Origin of the sequence: Paenibacillus sp. PsM32 (assembly GCF_030433815.1) — a bacterium.
Lineage (GTDB): Bacteria > Bacillota > Bacilli > Paenibacillales > Paenibacillaceae > Saccharibacillus > Saccharibacillus kyungheensis.
The window spans coordinates 978,356-995,264 of the sequence record NZ_JARUWY010000001.1; the positions used below are offsets into that span (position 1 = coordinate 978,356).

Below are 16,909 nucleotides of genomic sequence, written 5' to 3' on the forward strand. Positions count from 1 at the left end.
CATCTACAGCAAATAAGCGCTGTAGTGATATCCGGATATGGACATCATTACAGCGCTTATGTTTATACACACTTCTGCTACATTTAAGGCAACAATGTTCCTCGTGCACTTACATATAACGTATACCACTCATCCCGCGTCATTAGACTGGCTTGACGCTCTGCATCTGCACAAGCTTTGATTCGCTCTGGATTGGATGTACCGATAATCGGTTGAATCATCGCCGGGTGATACATTAACCATCCCAGTACAATCGCTTCTGCTGTTGTTTCTTTATCAGCCGCCATTTGTTGTACCAGTTGAGCTGTTTTTTGAATATGTTCAGGTTCATCTTTGATATCTCGTCCAGAGAATTTACCTTGTGCCAGTGGACTCCATGCTTGCAGTTGAATATCTTCTGTACGACAATATTCCATCAACCCTTCAGCAAAATTCACTGCTGTACCTGCTTGTTGGTTCACATGAACGACATGATCTACAAAATGCAGATGATTTAGACTCATTTCTAATTGATTGACCGCAAACGAATCTGGAATCGCTTGTTGTAAAAATTTGATCTGAGACGCGCTCATATTAGATACACCGAAATAACGTACTTTGCCTGACGATTTTAATCGGGCAAAAGCTTCTGCTACTTCTTCTGGTTCTACTAAAGGATCAGGACGATGCAATAACAAAACATCCAAATAATCGATTCCTAATCGCTCTAAATTACCATCTACAGAATCTAGAATATGTTCTTTTGAAAAATTAAAGCGACCTGGTAGATCACCTTCACCTAATTGAATACCACATTTGGACTGAATCACAATCTGTTCCCGTAGATCCGGTCTAGCTTGCAATACACGTCCAAAAACCTGTTCTGCTTTTCCCCGGGTATAAATATCTGCATGATCAAACATCGTTATTCCGATCGACAATGCAGCTTCAACAGCAGCTTCTGCTTCTTTGACATGTTGCTCGGTAAAAGGTTCTGTATCCCAACCTCCACCAAATGGCATACATCCTAGTGCGAGTCGGCTATTTGAAATTCCACGTTTAGCCAGTGGCATTACTTTAGTCATTGAATTACCCTCCTGTCGATGATAGCGCTTTTACCACATCTATACTCTCATACTTGTTAGGCTAAATACAATAGTGAACTCTTAGCATTCACAAGCTTTGGAACAAAAAAAGAAATGATTCTAAAAGCGAATCACTTCTTTTTATTTCAATCTATTTGATTTTGATCAATAACTTATTCTTTTAAAATAATTCAAATTCACTTACAGCGACTGTAGATGGCCCTGAATTACGATCAAAAATCAGTTTGTATGTTTTGTAAGCTTTAGTATTGTCGATTTCATAGACTTTTTTCTGACCAACTTCCCAACGATAAGAAGATTTCACATCATGCAATACTTCTTCCCACTGCTGACCATCGTTACTACCTACAAGTGTCCAGAACGCAGGAGCTGTTGCTTTGTTAGCCAATGTAATTGAATAACCTTTTACTACCTGTGGACTTTCAAAACGATATTGAAGCGAAGCATCCATAAAATTGTCATCATCTGATTGCCAGTAGCTATCTGATGCTGTATTGTGATCAAATGCTTTCCATGCTGTATCTTCATTTGCAGAAGCAGATGCTCCACCAGATGTAGATGTCATTGCATTGGATAATGGAACAAGATTGGTATTATCTCCAAATTCATATAATTCCAATTCGCTAACGGCTACATGGCCGCCGCCGTTATTCGAAGAGATAAACAAAGCATACGCTGTGTAAGCAGTATCATTTGCAATCGTATATGTTCTTTGCTCGCCTGACTTCCAATGAGTCTGATTGATCTGCTCATCGACTACCAACCAGTTTTTGCCGATCTTCCCTGCCAACTGCCATTTTTTTGGTGCTTCAGATGTATCATACGTATCTGCTTGCACTGTATATTGAGTAATTACTTTTTTCGTATTAAATTGATAAATCAGTTGATTAGAAGAACTTGCTGGAGCTTTCCATGAACTTGCTGGAGAGGAATTGTCGTCAAATGCTTTCCATGCTTCATGACCTACTTCTTCCGCACTTGCACTTGCTGTTCCATTTGTTCCTGCATTTGAACTCAATACAGGTACTACATCATTGCTGTAATTCAAAGCATGTGCTGTTCCACCTTGATATACAGTCCCCATCAATAATGCACCAAGTAATACTGCACCCGTTTTTTTCAATGTAAGCAATCCCATTTGTCAATCTCCCCTTTAAAAATATTAGTCTTGCGTTGGGATGGCTAGATGTAGAAATAATCTATTTCGGAATACTGGTAGTACACAGAAGATGATCTGTGCCACATAGAGTACAGTCGTTGTTTAGAATCTACTTCTTTGTTCCCCCAAAAATCATCAATGGACATCTAATTAAGTTACATATTCATAGATCGTTAATAACCGTTTTTCCAAACTTTGACACATTTATCATAAAAAAAGTTTTTATAGTAAAATTTTACTAGGTATAATTTATTAATATTGTGTATATTTTAGACTTAAATTATAATTAACCCTCCTTTCGTACCTACAAAAATAAAGGCGTTACTAAATAGGACGTAGTACTTATGACGTCTAATAAAGGTGATATGTAGTTTGTATATTACTGCTAAATAAGAATAATTTTTACTAATTAACTTATTAAGATGTTGACGCTTTATTCTATAATCAGTTGATCTTCTTTAGCAATACTTTTTTTTGGAAAAAATAGGTATTTGATTCTTTAGACTCATATGGAGGTATGCAAAAAGGGTATTCTACGTGTTGTAGAATACCCTTTTTCTTATAACAATGTATTAATTACCTTATTTGCGTTCTACGACAATATAAGCAGATTCAGATTTTACTGTTGCTCCCAAAATCTCTGCTACCGAACGTACAGGTACATAAGTTACGCCTTTAATTTTAACTACTTTATGAGTCATTGTTTTGGTTTTGCCATCGGTTACTGCTTTGTTAGAATTCAAAGATAATGTTGTCACAGCGCCAGTAATATCATCTGTTAATGTTATTTTTTTAGTCGCTGGGTTCCAAGTAAATTTGGCATCTAACTCTTCAGCAAGTTCTTTGACAGACATTAATAGTACACGATCTTTGGTGATCACATTGTAAGAAGCATACGATGGATCTTTATCAATATAGATCGATTTTTCGGTAATGTGTGCTACATCATGTAATAACAAATATACAGGTGAAGTTTTATCAAAGCTACGCAAGAATGCACCTGGTGTCAAATCTTTTGAAGTGATATCAAGCACACCATTTGGGGTTGCAATTGGATCTGCTACAATATTACCGTCTACATTCCAATTTTCATTTTCTGTGTGTACATTGAACATACTATAAGGCATATATTCTGAACTAGGCAAAGCCACTGTTAAATCTACAATTTGCTTACGAGTATGCATATCTTTATCAAAATAAAGATCTAGGGATAGACGGGTATTTGTACCAAAAACCGTTTTAAATTCAGGCTCTGCTGATATTTCTTTTAGATATTTATCATATTCAGCTAATACATCTTTCAAAAAGGATTGAACCTCTGTATACGATTCATCAACAAATTCTTCTTTAGTCTGATCTAACGTTAAATAAGCCATAGCTTGTTTCTCATCAGCATTCATTTGTGATTCAGCATAAGTGATAAAGTCATATAACGTAGCTAACAGATCACGCCAGCCTGCTTCATCTGTAGAAATACTTGTTAAAAATGGTTTGACCAAAGTGATAAATTCTTCACCCGTTAGCTCAATGTGTAAATGAGTCAGATCCACTGATTCGCCATATACTTCTTGAGTTACCGAATCTACGGTTACATTAGATGGATTAGGTGCATGCTTGAAAAATAAGCTAGCTGATTTGGTAATCAACTCTTTTGCTTGATCTTCAATTTGATTCATGGTTAGATTGCCAGGTAAAAAAGCCATTTGTTCTTCTGTAGTGAGTGGTATGTATAATGGCTTTTGCGCACCAGATAGAGCAATCGTAACTCCTTTCGTATCCATAAACATTTGGAATGGTAACGTCATTCCACTGTAAGCGATACCACCTTCAATCGAAACGTTGCCATTATCTTGAAGTTTGGCATGATCGATATTCAATTGCATACCGTTTAACACTGTTGCTAGTTGGCGTTCTTGTGCCGAAGCTGTTGAAGTAGGTGTTAATTGAACTGCAAGGGATTGCTTGGATTCGATCGATTTGACTTTGAGATCACCAACCATTGCGCTGTTAATGTCTAAATTACCTACAGCCTGACAACCTGACAATAGAACAAGAAGCAGCACCAGTGGTAAAATAACCCATTTTCTATTTTTCATAATGTTCCCCTTTCGATATTAGATTCTTTTTTATTATCCCAGTTAAAGCGATATTTGTAAAACCTCAATATCGTCATTAACTCATGATATTGTATACTAGGAATAAACAATAAATAGGGTGCTGGAGGATAACACAGTGATCAAAAATGAGAAAATCAAAGCGATAGAAGTACATTTAACGGGAATCGATGGAGAAGACTTGGGGATTGTACCTACTGCCGAAGCTTTGCAAATGGCAAAAAAATTAAAAGTTGATCTTGTATGCACTTCTTTATATAGTAGCCCGCCTCCTTGCCAGCTAATCTCAGCAGGAGCTGCCAAGCAAAATAAACAACAATCTAAAAAAAGTGATAAACCTATCAAAATCAAAGAAATTCGCTTAACTGCTAATATTGAAGATCATGATTATGAAACGAAAAAAAATCAGGCTGAACGTATTCTACAATCGCATAATGCTGTATTACTTGTAGTCAAAACACAAGGTAGCAAAGAATCAGCTAAAGCTAAAACGATTATTGAAGAATTGTTGCGTGATCTTCAAGCATCTGGAAAAGCCAAAACAGGTATTCAAGTGAGTGGCAAACAATCTATGGTTCAAGTCGATCCTTTATCTTAATATAGACTGTATTACAAAAAAGCGTATTTCTTCTTTTTGGGAGGAAATACGCTTTTCTTATTAACTGTTACTTATTCGTAGTGATCTTTCTCTAACAGATGATTCGATTCAGCCAGCGACGAAGAATGATGAGGACGATGATGAATATGATTACTCCAATAAGCGAGCACTCGTTGTAGATCGGTATTGATCACAGGCTTACTAATAAAATCGTGCATACCTGCTGTCAAACAACGTTCCCGATCTTCTTTTCTAGCAAAAGCAGTGACCCCCACAATAATTGGCATCTCTTCATGAGCATAATGTTGATGAATCTGTTGAGTAGCTTCGATTCCATTGATCACCGGCATCTGTACATCCATAAAGATAAGATCATATCGATGTTCGATAGCTTGTTGAACTGCCTGTTGCCCATCGGTAACCAGATCAGGATCATAGCCGTATTTGTGTAACATTGCCAGCAGTACTTTTTGATTAGCAACATAATCTTCTGCTACCAGAACACGCATAGGATAGTAATCTTGAACTACGACTACAGGTTCTATTCTCTGGATAGGATGTGACATATCTTCTTTTGCCAAAGACATACCCGGCAGATCATTCAGTTCCGAAGAAACTTCTAATTTCAACACAAAATAAAATTCAGCCCCGCTATTCTCATCACTGGTTACATCAATACTTCCACCCATTAATTCGACTAGCTTTTTACAAATAGATAATCCCAGTCCTGTCCCGCCGTATTTACGGTTTAACACAGGATGCAATTGGGAAAAAGGTTGGAATAACTGGGATTGTTGATGAACTGGAATACCAATCCCTGTGTCTTTGACTGAAAATTCAAGCCATGTATCTTCACAAGTGGCGGATTGTCCTTCTTCTCGTTCTAACGGACGAACCTGTACTGTAATTGAACCTGTATCTGTAAATTTAATCGCATTTCCCACCAGATTGACAAGCACTTGACGAATACGTCCTGCATCTCCTACAAACCACTGCGGTATCGATTCATCTATTTTGAAGATGAAGTCTAACTGTTTGTCTTGGGCTTTAAAAGCAAATAGTTCTTTGACATTATCCAAAATCGCTCGTAAGTTAAATGGCTCTGTATTCAGCGTCATTTTGCCTGCTTCGACTTTACTAAAATCAAGAATTTCATTTAGTAAATGCAGTAGCGTTTCACTACTATTACATACGATATCCAGATACCCTTGCTGTTGTTCATCCAATTCTGTATCAGCCAGCAATCCGCTCATCCCAATAATCCCGTTCATTGGTGTACGTAACTCATGACTCATGACAGACAAAAATTCAGATTTGGCGCGGTCTGCACGTTCTGCTGATTCTTTTGCTCGAATAATCTCTTTTTCTCCAGTAATATCGCGAAATACAATCACTGCACCACGTTGTTCTCCATGATCGATAACAGGCGTTACCTGATAAGCCGCTATAAAGCTAGAACCATCTTTTTTCCAAAATACAGTTTCTTCTTCTTGATTGGGCTTACCTTGACGAATCGCTTGAATAATCGAAGAATTTTCACCAAGCACATCATCATCATGAATGCCCCAATTACGTATTTGATTGGAACGAACAGACTCAAATATATCTTCTTCTTCAATATCCAGACCTAACATCATCGCACCGGCATGGTTAATAAACATCCCTTTGCCTTCACTATTAATACTAAAAATGCCTTCAGAAACCGCATTTAAAATCAATGAATGTTCATTGCTAAGGCGCTCAATCTGATGGATATATTGTTTTAATTCTGTGATTTCTGTGACTATTCCATATAATCCAATTACTTCACCATTGGCTACTATAGGTACATTAGTAATATTCGCAGGAAACAGTGAACCGTCTTGACGATATACATTTAGCTCATACGTCTGCGGGATTCCTTTTTTGGCTAGTCTAGCATGATGAATAATCCGATCCATCTGATTTTCTTCAAATAGAGGCAGTATTGATTGACCGATCAAATCATAACGTGAATATCCTGTAATCTCTTCGAGGCTACTATTCACAGAAATAAAATAACCTTTCAAATCGACAGCACATACTCCAGAAGGATTATTTTCAAATAAAGAACGATAACGATGTTCATTATCTTGCAGTACCATTTCTAAATGTTTACGTTCGGTAATATCTCTTGATACTGCTGTATAACTATACGAATCGGTGTCCTGATTATGCATATACCGACTTGTCGTTTCTAACCAGACATAATGCCCTTTCTGATGACGACAACGAAATACAACAGTTTCTTTCTCATTTTTACGTTCACGTACACCTTGTAGAAAATGAATAAATAAAGGTAAATCTTCTTTATGAATATGGCTATATCCCGGGCTTCCAATCAGTTGTTCTGCTTCATACCCCAGAATAAGCTGACAGGCAGGAGATACATACAAAAATGTAGAATACTCATCATCCGCGTGACGGGAGATCATATCTAGTGAATGTTCGGTAATCATGCGATACTTCTGTTCACTTTCCCGTAACTGTTCACTGATCATATAATGTTCTGTAATATCTTGAGCAAGACCGATTAATTGCAAAGGTTTTTTGGTTTCTTTATCGACAATAGCTTCCCAGTATCCATGAATAACTTTCTGTATATTGCCCGGTAATAGAATACGGTACCTTGCTTCTTCACTCGTTTCCTGATGGATCGCTTTTTCGATACATTGTTTAACCTGCTCTACATCATCAGGATGAATCACAGCCAAATACGAATCTAGATTCTGCTCGACCAATAGTACATTTTTTTCGTAAATACGCCGAATATCTTTGGAAAAGTAAATTATATTTTCTTGCAAATCCCAATTCCAGGCGCCTAATAAAGCCATACGGTGAGCATGAGCAATAATATCTTCTTCTGATTTTTGCTTGGTTACATCCTGAGCAATAGCCAATACTTTTTCAACGTTGCCAAGGTCATCTCGCATTAACTGTGTGAAAATTTCTAACCATATATAATGACCGTCTTTATGTTTCACACGTCGAATAAATGTTTTATCGTCGGCATACATACTGCCCGGTTGATGCATCTCTTGAGCGTCTTCTTCGTGGTAATATTCCATTCGCATTTTAGATACCATTTCAGAAGGTTCATATCCCAGAATCTTTTTGACCGATGGAGATACATATTGGATATTACCATCAGGTTCACTAACAGAAATAATATTGGAAGAATTCCGTACAATCATCGAATGCAAATCTTCTACTTCTCGATCTTTAACCACATTGATATACATCATCATATATTGCAATGTAGATGTATCATCAGCAAAAATATAAGAAACTTGTAACGACAACCAAACAGGTACATGATCTGCATTCATCCAGCGTCTTTCTGCTTTTTCTAATGTGCTGTTTGTGGTATGGTCTAGCCACTCTTCTGCTACTTTCCATGTAGTTAGTACATCTCGTAGTTCAGATTCTTCATACTTTAATATTCGGCACAACGCAGGATTGGCTTGTATGCATATCCCTTGAGCAGAAAATATAGCAATACCCTCGGGAATATTTGCATACATATGTGCCAGTACAGATTCTTCTGGGAAAGAAGCATTAACCACAAACCCATCCTCCTTTAATCATTTATCAATTCATACTGCTCTAAATTCGCAAATCTCGCGAAAATTGCAGTCTTTGCATTTACGTTGTGAAGGCATCGGAGTAAAAAAGGATTCCGGTTTGGGACGATTGTAGTAATCATCATCTAAACAAGACTTCATTTCTTCAATATATCGACCGATACTTTGTTCCACTTTACCGATATCTTCTGTCGTGATGCGGTACTCCTTATGTTCGCCTGTTACCAGATATTCAACACGAATCTGGATTTTATCAAGCGGCATATTATACTTTTCTTGTACATATGAGGCATATAAGTATAACTGATCCGAGAAGTCATCTTCTCGTCCTGTTTTCCAATCTACAATCACCACTGTACCATCTGGTTTGCGGTACAATAAATCCATTTTTACATAGACTTTTGTATCAAACAATATCATCGTATCCCATTTTTCGATTTCCAAAATCTTCATATCACGCCGGGTCACTTCTTTCCATGTGAGCGTGTCATATAAATGCCGTATACACTCTTCTTGCCGTTGCTTAATCGTAGCAATTCGGCTGTTTAGCGTATCGTCACCATAATATATTTCAGAAAGCATCGTATGGTATTTGGGACTGTTGATCCAGGCTTCTACATCTTGAGATTGAATATACGCTTCATTGAGTAATTTGCGCATTTGTTCTAACAAAAATGCTTGTCTTGGAGCTGTTTGAGATTCTTCCCATTGCCGAAGCGCAGATTCACACATCCGGTGAGCCAGATCACCAAACAATAAATAAAAATTACGTAACTGCTTTAAACGGTAAGCGTGTATTTGCTCGTCTGAGCCTAACTTTTCACTCCACCCATTATGTGCAGCATAGTAATGAAAATAATATTTGCGTAAACATTCATCGAACATATTTGCTCGAGATTGAGAATAAGACCATTGCGGGTATTTTGCCATGCTAAACAGCCTTTCTATGACTTTAAACTATAGATTGTCATTATAGTTTAAATTATAACAAATATACGCCCATAACAATGCAATTCTATCTATTTTATTCATAACGATAAGAAAGTATTTCTGTACATAAAAAAATCTGTAGCACCTATAGGCACTACAGATTTTTAAAATGTATACATTATATAATTTATATTATTCACTCATTTGGATAAACAATAATTTTAAGACTTTCATTTTTGTGATGGATAGCTCGTTCCATCGCTTCTTGTGTGCGAGATAATGGATATTTATCTGTAATAATCAGGTTCGCATCTACTTTACCAGACGAGAGAAATTCGATTCCCATCGGGTATGTATTGGCATAGCGAAATACGCCATAAATATCGATCTCATTATCTGCAATTGCAGGTACATTAACAGGAATTTGATCTTGAGGAGGCAACCCGACGATTACTAATTTACCGCCACGTCTAATAGAAGATAATGCACTTTGCAAAGCTTTGGGATTACCAGCCGTTTCCCATGCAACGTCTACACCTCTACCATGAGTTAACTCTTTTATTTTCGCTACAGGATCTTCTTCTTTAACATTTATGACTTCAGTTGCACCCATTTTGCGAGCGGCTTCTAGACGGATAGGTTCTAGATCAGTGACGATAATACGTGTAGCCCCAAAACATTTGGCAGCAGCGACAGCCATCAATCCAACCGGCCCCATTCCCATAATCGCTATCGTTGAACCGGGTTGTAGATGACATCTTCTAGCTGCATGAATCCCTACCGAAAATGGTTCATTCATAGCGGCTTCTTCAAAAGAAAGGTGATCTGGAATAGGAAAAACAAAATCTTGACGCATAACGATATATTGTACAAATGCTCCATCTACAGGCGGTGTCGCCAGAAATTGCACGTCCGGGCATAAATTATATCGTCCCTCTTTGCAATATTCGCAATGTCCACAAGTGACTCCCGGTTCAATTGCTACTCGATCACCGACGTTAAAACGTGATACTTGTTCACCTACACTGACTACAATTCCAGCACATTCATGTCCCAAAATAATTGGCTTTTCTACTACGTATGGACCTATACGTCCATGCTCATAATAGTGTACATCTGATCCGCATACTCCTACAGCAATCACTTGAATTAATACCTCATTAGCCTGTGGTGTAGGAACAGGAATATCTTCGATAATGATCTGACCGGGCTCTGTCATTACTGCTGCTTTCATCGTTGCTGGGATTTCAACATGATTCGACATAAAATTTTTTCCTCCCTCTAGCAATCTGCAAAATTCCATGATATGATAGCGCTTACTTACAGATATAGTTTACCATTTAAAGACTGTAAGTTGAAATAATCGGTCGTACTTTAGCTAACGAATGTCATGGAATGATTGACGAATATGAAGTGATTCGTCAATATATGGTAAAGAGCGATTGTAATGTTTGATACAAACACTCTTACTTTTTTTCCAGTTGAGGGAGTTGGCTATATGACTGTCAAAATTAAAGATGTTGCAAAAAGAGCCGGCGTATCCGTCACCAGTGTATCTAGAGTGTTGAATGGTGAGAAATATGTTAGCGAAGATATACTAGCACGAGTGAATGAAGCGATTGAAGAACTCAAATACTCTCCTAGTCATATTGCTCGTAGTCTCAAAAAACAGAAAACCAATACGATAGGCGTGATTGTGCCTGATTTAACGTCTAACTTCTACTCTACGATTCTGAGTAGTATTGAAGAAAATGCAAGTAAATACGGGTATAACCTGATCGTCTGCAATATTGCTGAGAACTTGAGTAAAGAACTCAAATACCTGTATATTTTTCAGGAAATGAGAGTCGAAGGCATTATTATTATGCATGAAAAAACAAATGATGATATTGTATCGTTTATCCAAAATGCAACGATGCCGATTTTGTTTTCCAGTGTAAAATCGCCTGACCCTACGTTTATGTCAGTATTGATAGATGATTATCAGGCGGCTTTTGATGCTACTGAATATTTGATCGATGCAGGTCATACTGCTATTTCTTATCTGGGTGGCGATCTACAAGATATTACTTCTGGCCAAAGTCGATATAATGGATTTCGTGATGCGTTAATTAAGCATAAAATAGCGATTAATCCTGATTATATTAAATTTGGTGATTATAAGCTTCCTAGTGGACAAGCGTTGATGAAAGAATTGCTTCATCTTCCTAATCGTCCAACCGTTGTATTTGCAGCTAGTGATGATATGGCAGTTGGTGCTTTGAATTGTGCACTGGATCAAGGTCTTAAAGTTCCTGATGATATTTCGATTATTGGCTTTGATGGTAGTACGATTACTAATATTGTTCGCCCGGCTATCACCTCTATGCAGCAACCGATCTATGAAATGGGTCAAATTTCTTTAGAAAGTCTACACAAGTTAATTACTCGTCCCAAAACACAACAAAAAACAGATATCGTTTTGCAACATCAACTGGTAATCAGAGATAGTTGTAAAAAAATAAATTAAACTTATTTCAAATTTATACTTGTTATTTATAAAAGTTACGTAATATAATGTCTCATATCAAAACATTTTCTTTAAAAAAACACTCCTAAGAATACTTCATAAGTTACTTTACCTCACACATTTGTTTATCCTTATCTTATTTATAACTCACAACGTCATCTTTTTACTTTCACTTATCTTTTGTTGTACATGGTATCTTACACTCTATCTACACCAGATGGAGTAACAAGCTCATAATGTGGTATCGATTCCAGATAACAGATATCACATTTTTTGATCTTTATGGAATCGATACCATATTATAGGAATTGATGTCACTTTACTTATTTTTTCACCTGCTTAATCTTATAACATAGCTTATACATCTGTATGGTATCGATTCCATAAAAGGGGGAATACAGTTGAAAAAGATAATTGTTGATAACATCTCCGTCTCACCGCTCATTATAGGCACAGGGGATTTATCCAAAATGAATGGTACATGGATATTGGATGAATTTGTAGCTGCTGGTGGAACAACTATTGATATGGCTTATCAATACACCAATAGTGAGGTCATTATTGGGCAATGGATGAAAGAACAACACAATCGTGAGCAACTTATATTACTTAGTAAATGTGCTCATCCTCTCAAAGGTGAAACTACACCACGAGTACATCCCAAAGCGATTACTCATGATCTACTTATTAGTCTGGAACGATTAGGAACAGATTATATCGACCTTTATGCTTTGCATCGAGATGATGAGTCTGTTGCTGTTGAACCGATTATCGATACACTCAATGAACATGTCTCGAATGGTTTTATTCGTACATTTGGTGCTTCTAACTGGAGTTATCAACGGATACAACAAGCTAATGATTATGCAGAGCAACACGGATTAAAAGGATTTACTTTTAATAGCCCTAATCTTTCTCTTGCTATCGCTTTGGAAGCGCGCTGGCCTGGTTGTGTATCCGCAGATGAGCACACTGTTCAATGGCATCATAACAACCAGCTTCCGCTACTTTCTTGGTCAGCACAAGCCGGTGGATTTTTCTCCGGTGCTTTTGCCCCTGAAGATCGTTCGAACGAAGAAATGGTACGTGTGTATTATAGCGAACCGAACTGGGAACGTTATCGTCGTGCTGTCATACTGGCAGATGAGAAAAAAGTAACCCCTACACAGATCGCTCTTTATTTTGTACTTCATCGTCCATTCCCTACAGCAGCTATTATCGGCCCTCGCTCTTCCGAAGAATTGGCTCAATCGTTTGCGGTATTGTCGCTCGATATTCATGAATCCGATCTACAATGGCTCAATTTGGAAAGGGATGAACGATAATGATCCAAGATAAATTAGCAGCTCAATTGTTTACGGTACGCAACGAACTCAAACAAGACTTTATATATACGCTAAAAGAACTTCGCAAAATGGGCTGGACAGCGGTACAGATTGATGGATTGCATGGTAATGATCCTGCTGAAATCGCAGCAGTAATGAAAGAAATTGGACTTCGTACTGCTGGAATGCATGTAGGTTTAGAACGAATGAAACACGATCTCGATCAAGTCATTATCGAAGCTGATCTTTTTGAGACACCGGATATGATCTGCCACTCTTTACCGGATGAACATAAAAATGAACAAGGTTATCTGTATGTACGACAGGAGCTACGCAAAGTATCTGCTATCGTTTCCCCTCAAGGTTATCGTGTTGGATTTCATAATCATGATTGGGAATTTCATACGATGATGGAAGGCAAATATGCACTTCAATATTTGCTTGAATACGATGAAGCAACACCTGTATATGCTGAGATCGATACGTATTGGGTCAAAAAAGCGAATCTTGATCCGCTACGTATTATTGAATCCTATGCTCACCGAATGCCTATTTTACACTTTAAAGATATGACAGATGATGATCGTCACTATTTTGCAGAAGTGGGTAGTGGTGTTATCGACTTTGCCCCTATCTTACGCTGGGGCGAACAACATGGTGTAGAATGGTACGCTGTTGAACAAGATTATTGTCCGGGATCACCAATGGACAGCCTAGAATCCAGTCTACATTACTTACGTCAGTTAATCACCACTCTGTAAGCTACCCGCATCATTTCGCTATTTATGTGTATTCGCCAGTATGAAAGGAGTAGTGCTATGCAAGCCGAACTTGATTCTGTTCCCAAAAAATCAACGAAAAGCAAAAAAGCATCTTCATCAGGATTATGGAAAACGATTGTTGTGAACCGCTATCTGTACCTGATGTTGCTACCATGTCTTATATTTTTCGTCATCTTCTCCTACCTTCCTATGGCAGGGCTGGTCATGGCATTTAAAGAATTCCGATTCAATGCCGGGATGTTCGGAGGTCCTTGGGTAGGACTTCGCTACTTCAAATTATTTTTCTCTTATCCTGATGCTACTCAATTGATTTTGAATACGTTTATTGTAGGTTTTCTCAAAATTATTGTGTACTTCCCTTTCCCTATCTTACTAGCATTAATGTTAAATGAAGTTCGATCCAAACGATTTAAATCGATAACCCAAACGATCTCCTATCTCCCTTACTTCCTCTCATGGGTTGTTGTTGCCGCTTTTACCAATAAAATCCTTGCTCCTGACGATGGTATTTTCAATCAATTTATGGCTGCTCTCGGTGGCGACGGTAGTATTTTTTACATGATGGATGGCAAGTACTTCTATCTGATTATGTTCCTCACCTATCTCTGGAAAAATATCGGTTGGGGTTCGATCATTTATCTGGCTTCGATGGCAGGAATAGATCCTACTTTATACGAAGCCGCTGAAATGGATGGCGCAAGCAAGTGGCGCAAAATCTGGCATATTACATTGCCTTCGATCCGTCCTACTATCGCGATTTTGTTTATTTTGGATATTGGTAGTCTGTTAACTACAGGGTATGAACAGAACTATTTACTTCGTACTGCAGGTAACTCTGATTACTCCGATATTCTGGATACGTATGTATTGCGAGTAGGTATGATGCAAGGACAATATGGATATGGTGCAGCTGTCGGTTTGTTACAAGGTCTGGTGGGCTTAATTCTCGTTATTGTCACCAATTATCTGGTCAAACGCTTTAGCAAAAATGAAGCAAGTCTCTGGTAGTCCAATAAACCATTTGGAGTGATTTTTGTGAAAACTATTAAACGCCACACTTCACTTACGCTTTGCCTTTTATTGTTTATGGTTGTATTGTTATCTGCTTGTTCTTCAGACAGCAGTGGTAGTGAAGCAACAAGTGACGTTGCCGCTGACGGTCGCAAAAGCGGTGAAGATGGATTTATCGCTAATCGTGATTTAACAGGACGTATTTTTCTTGAAGGCGATGGTGCACAGTTACCCGATGATCAAGTCGGAAATCCGATTGCACTCAAAATCAAAGAAAAAACAGGCATGACAATCAACTGGCAATCTAGCGGTGCGGCTGATGGACTACAAGAGTTAACAGTAGCTCTAGCAACAGGAGATTTACCCGATGTGATCGAAGCGTATCTCGATCATGGGGGTCGCCCGGAAATGAATGTACTTCTCAAAGGTGCTCGTGAAGGTCTATTCACTGATTTGAGCCCTTACCTCAAAAATACCAAAGTACTCAAAAACTATCTTGATCCTGAATTCCTACCTCGTGATACCAAAGAAAATGTTATGTTCCGTCCTGAATTTGGCGGCAAAGTGTACTTTATTCATATGAATATTCCTGCCAAAAATACAACCGATGAAGATCGTCTTCACTATCGTGCAGGACTATGGATTCGTGCAGATATCGCCAAAGCATTAAATGTCGATCCTTCCAAAATCAAAACACAAGATGATCTATACAATCTAGCACTCAAAATCAAAGCTGGAAATTTCAAAGACAATAATGGTAAACCAATCACTGTTATTGGTCCTCGCAAATGGGGCGGTCAGGTTACCAGCACTTTATTCAAAAACTTTGACTTCGGTAATGGTACACAATTTGATGTCGAAAATGGACAAGTCAAACATGTTGCTGAAACCGATTATGCTCTCAAAAGTATCGAATTTGTACAAAAGCTGTTAAAAGACGGTCTGTTGGATAAAGAAGCTTTTAATATGGATGGTGTACGTGCTGAAGAAGCATACAATAACGGCTCTTATGCTATTTCTTCGTATATGAATATCGCTCCAGATTCATTGACAATGTTCGAGAAAACCAAATATCTACCGATGGATCAGATGGAAAATTACAAAGGCGAAACAGACATTTATGAAAAAGAAAAATCCGGTAGTCAAGTGGTAGCCATTCCTTCTACTACCAAAAATCCAGAGCAAATTATTCAATATATGGACTACCTTGCAAGTAAAGAAGGAAAAGCGCTTTGGAACTATGGGATCGAAGGCGAAGATTACAAAATCAATGATAAAGGGCAATATATCTACACTGATAAAGTACTGGATGTAATGAAAAATAATCCAGGCGAAGAACGCAATACCATTCCTTACTTCTGGGGTAGCTTACTTGGCAAAACTGATGTCAATAACAACAAAGACTTTGGTGAATTGATTCGTAGTGCGAATTCCCAGCCAGAACGGTACAAACTGTATTTTGAATTGATGAATTATGGTAATCCAAAATATAAATACTGGGATGGTTACACAGCCGCTTCTTATTTAGCCGAAGTTCCTGATATTGAAGCATCGCTCAAACCTGTACTCGATTCCTACAAAGATGTGTTAGTCCAAGCATTTTTTGCTAAAGATATGACAGAAGCTACGCAAATGTTAAACGATTATCGTCAACAGTTGAAAGATGCAGGTGTCGAGCAATACGAGAAATATTTACAAGATAAATACAATGCCGATCCTTCTTCAGTTGTATTCTATATTGATGCATTTTTCTAAAAATATATGCTGTGATCTAATCGTGATCTACCACTGAAC

12 protein-coding genes are annotated in these 16,909 nt (G+C 37.8%); 6 read left to right on the plus strand and 6 right to left on the minus strand.

The features are described from left to right. Window positions 1-83 precede the first annotated feature (83 nt). The 3 genes from QCD85_RS04475 to QCD85_RS04485 all read right to left on the minus strand — a co-directional run bounded on the left by QCD85_RS04475 (window position 84) and on the right by QCD85_RS04485 (window position 4,340). Window positions 84-1,064 carry an aldo/keto reductase gene (locus QCD85_RS04475; RefSeq protein ID WP_274170778.1) on the minus strand — a complete coding sequence of 327 codons (981 nt, stop codon included), beginning with the start codon at window positions 1,062-1,064 and terminating at the stop codon, window positions 84-86. Between the two features lie 181 nt (window positions 1,065-1,245). Continuing rightward, window positions 1,246-2,223: a hypothetical protein gene (locus QCD85_RS04480; RefSeq protein WP_301261743.1), complete on the minus strand. Its 978-nt coding sequence runs from the start codon at window positions 2,221-2,223 to the stop codon at window positions 1,246-1,248. Between the two features lie 602 nt (window positions 2,224-2,825). Continuing rightward, window positions 2,826-4,340, minus strand: coding sequence for a copper amine oxidase N-terminal domain-containing protein (locus tag QCD85_RS04485; protein WP_301261744.1), 1,515 nt, complete (start codon window positions 4,338-4,340; stop codon window positions 2,826-2,828). A 136-nt stretch (window positions 4,341-4,476) separates the two neighbouring features. On the opposite strand from QCD85_RS04485, the gene infC reads away from it, so the two are divergent. Continuing rightward, the gene (infC, locus tag QCD85_RS04490; RefSeq protein ID WP_301261745.1) at window positions 4,477-4,956 is read left to right on the plus strand and encodes a translation initiation factor IF-3; all 480 of its coding nucleotides are present in this window, start codon (window positions 4,477-4,479) and stop codon (window positions 4,954-4,956) included. 71 nt (window positions 4,957-5,027) lie between these two features. On the opposite strand, the gene QCD85_RS04495 is transcribed toward infC, so the two are convergent. The 3 genes from QCD85_RS04495 to QCD85_RS04505 all read right to left on the minus strand — a co-directional run bounded on the left by QCD85_RS04495 (window position 5,028) and on the right by QCD85_RS04505 (window position 10,752). Next, on the minus strand, window positions 5,028-8,540 hold the full coding sequence (locus tag QCD85_RS04495) for a PAS domain S-box protein (RefSeq protein WP_301261746.1): 3,513 nt from the start codon (window positions 8,538-8,540) through the stop codon (window positions 5,028-5,030). Between the two features lie 30 nt (window positions 8,541-8,570). Next, a complete protein-coding gene (locus QCD85_RS04500) occupies window positions 8,571-9,488 on the minus strand; it encodes a PD-(D/E)XK nuclease family protein (protein ID WP_301261747.1) in 918 nt (305 codons plus the stop codon). 196 nt (window positions 9,489-9,684) lie between these two features. Then, entirely contained in the window at window positions 9,685-10,752 is a 1,068-nt protein-coding gene (locus QCD85_RS04505) for an NAD(P)-dependent alcohol dehydrogenase (protein WP_301261748.1), read from the minus strand. Window positions 10,753-10,986: 234 nt separating this feature from the next. Here QCD85_RS04505 and QCD85_RS04510 point away from each other — a divergent pair, with 234 nt between their 5' ends. The 5 genes from QCD85_RS04510 to QCD85_RS04530 all read left to right on the plus strand — a co-directional run bounded on the left by QCD85_RS04510 (window position 10,987) and on the right by QCD85_RS04530 (window position 16,870). Then, window positions 10,987-11,997 carry a LacI family DNA-binding transcriptional regulator gene (locus tag QCD85_RS04510; protein WP_274170784.1) on the plus strand — a complete coding sequence of 337 codons (1,011 nt, stop codon included), beginning with the start codon at window positions 10,987-10,989 and terminating at the stop codon, window positions 11,995-11,997. Between the two features lie 401 nt (window positions 11,998-12,398). Beyond that, window positions 12,399-13,322 (plus strand): aldo/keto reductase, encoded by a 924-nt coding sequence (locus tag QCD85_RS04515; protein ID WP_301261749.1) that lies wholly within the window; start codon window positions 12,399-12,401, stop codon window positions 13,320-13,322. Further along, window positions 13,322-14,083, plus strand: coding sequence for a sugar phosphate isomerase/epimerase family protein (locus tag QCD85_RS04520; RefSeq protein WP_273615106.1), 762 nt, complete (start codon window positions 13,322-13,324; stop codon window positions 14,081-14,083). The genes QCD85_RS04515 and QCD85_RS04520 overlap by 1 nt, the downstream gene beginning before the upstream one ends. Before the next feature lie 57 nt (window positions 14,084-14,140). Further along, a complete protein-coding gene (locus tag QCD85_RS04525; protein WP_274170787.1) occupies window positions 14,141-15,112 on the plus strand; it encodes an ABC transporter permease in 972 nt (323 codons plus the stop codon). Window positions 15,113-15,139: 27 nt separating this feature from the next. After that, window positions 15,140-16,870: an extracellular solute-binding protein gene (locus tag QCD85_RS04530; RefSeq protein WP_273615104.1), complete on the plus strand. Its 1,731-nt coding sequence runs from the start codon at window positions 15,140-15,142 to the stop codon at window positions 16,868-16,870. Window positions 16,871-16,909 lie beyond the last annotated feature (39 nt).

What these genes read in the sequence shown, in the direction of transcription:
- QCD85_RS04500 (WP_301261747.1), bottom strand. Translation starts at nt 9,488, where the DNA reads ATGGCAAAATACCCGCAATGGTCTTATTCTCAATCTCGAGCAAATATG.
- QCD85_RS04520 (WP_273615106.1), top strand. Translation starts at nt 13,322, where the DNA reads ATGATCCAAGATAAATTAGCAGCTCAATTGTTTACGGTACGCAACGAA.
- QCD85_RS04510 (WP_274170784.1), top strand. Translation starts at nt 10,987, where the DNA reads ATGACTGTCAAAATTAAAGATGTTGCAAAAAGAGCCGGCGTATCCGTC.
- QCD85_RS04475 (WP_274170778.1), bottom strand. Translation starts at nt 1,064, where the DNA reads ATGACTAAAGTAATGCCACTGGCTAAACGTGGAATTTCAAATAGCCGA.
- QCD85_RS04485 (WP_301261744.1), bottom strand. Translation starts at nt 4,340, where the DNA reads ATGAAAAATAGAAAATGGGTTATTTTACCACTGGTGCTGCTTCTTGTT.
- QCD85_RS04525 (WP_274170787.1), top strand. Translation starts at nt 14,141, where the DNA reads ATGCAAGCCGAACTTGATTCTGTTCCCAAAAAATCAACGAAAAGCAAA.
- QCD85_RS04480 (WP_301261743.1), bottom strand. Translation starts at nt 2,223, where the DNA reads ATGGGATTGCTTACATTGAAAAAAACGGGTGCAGTATTACTTGGTGCA.
- QCD85_RS04505 (WP_301261748.1), bottom strand. Translation starts at nt 10,752, where the DNA reads ATGTCGAATCATGTTGAAATCCCAGCAACGATGAAAGCAGCAGTAATG.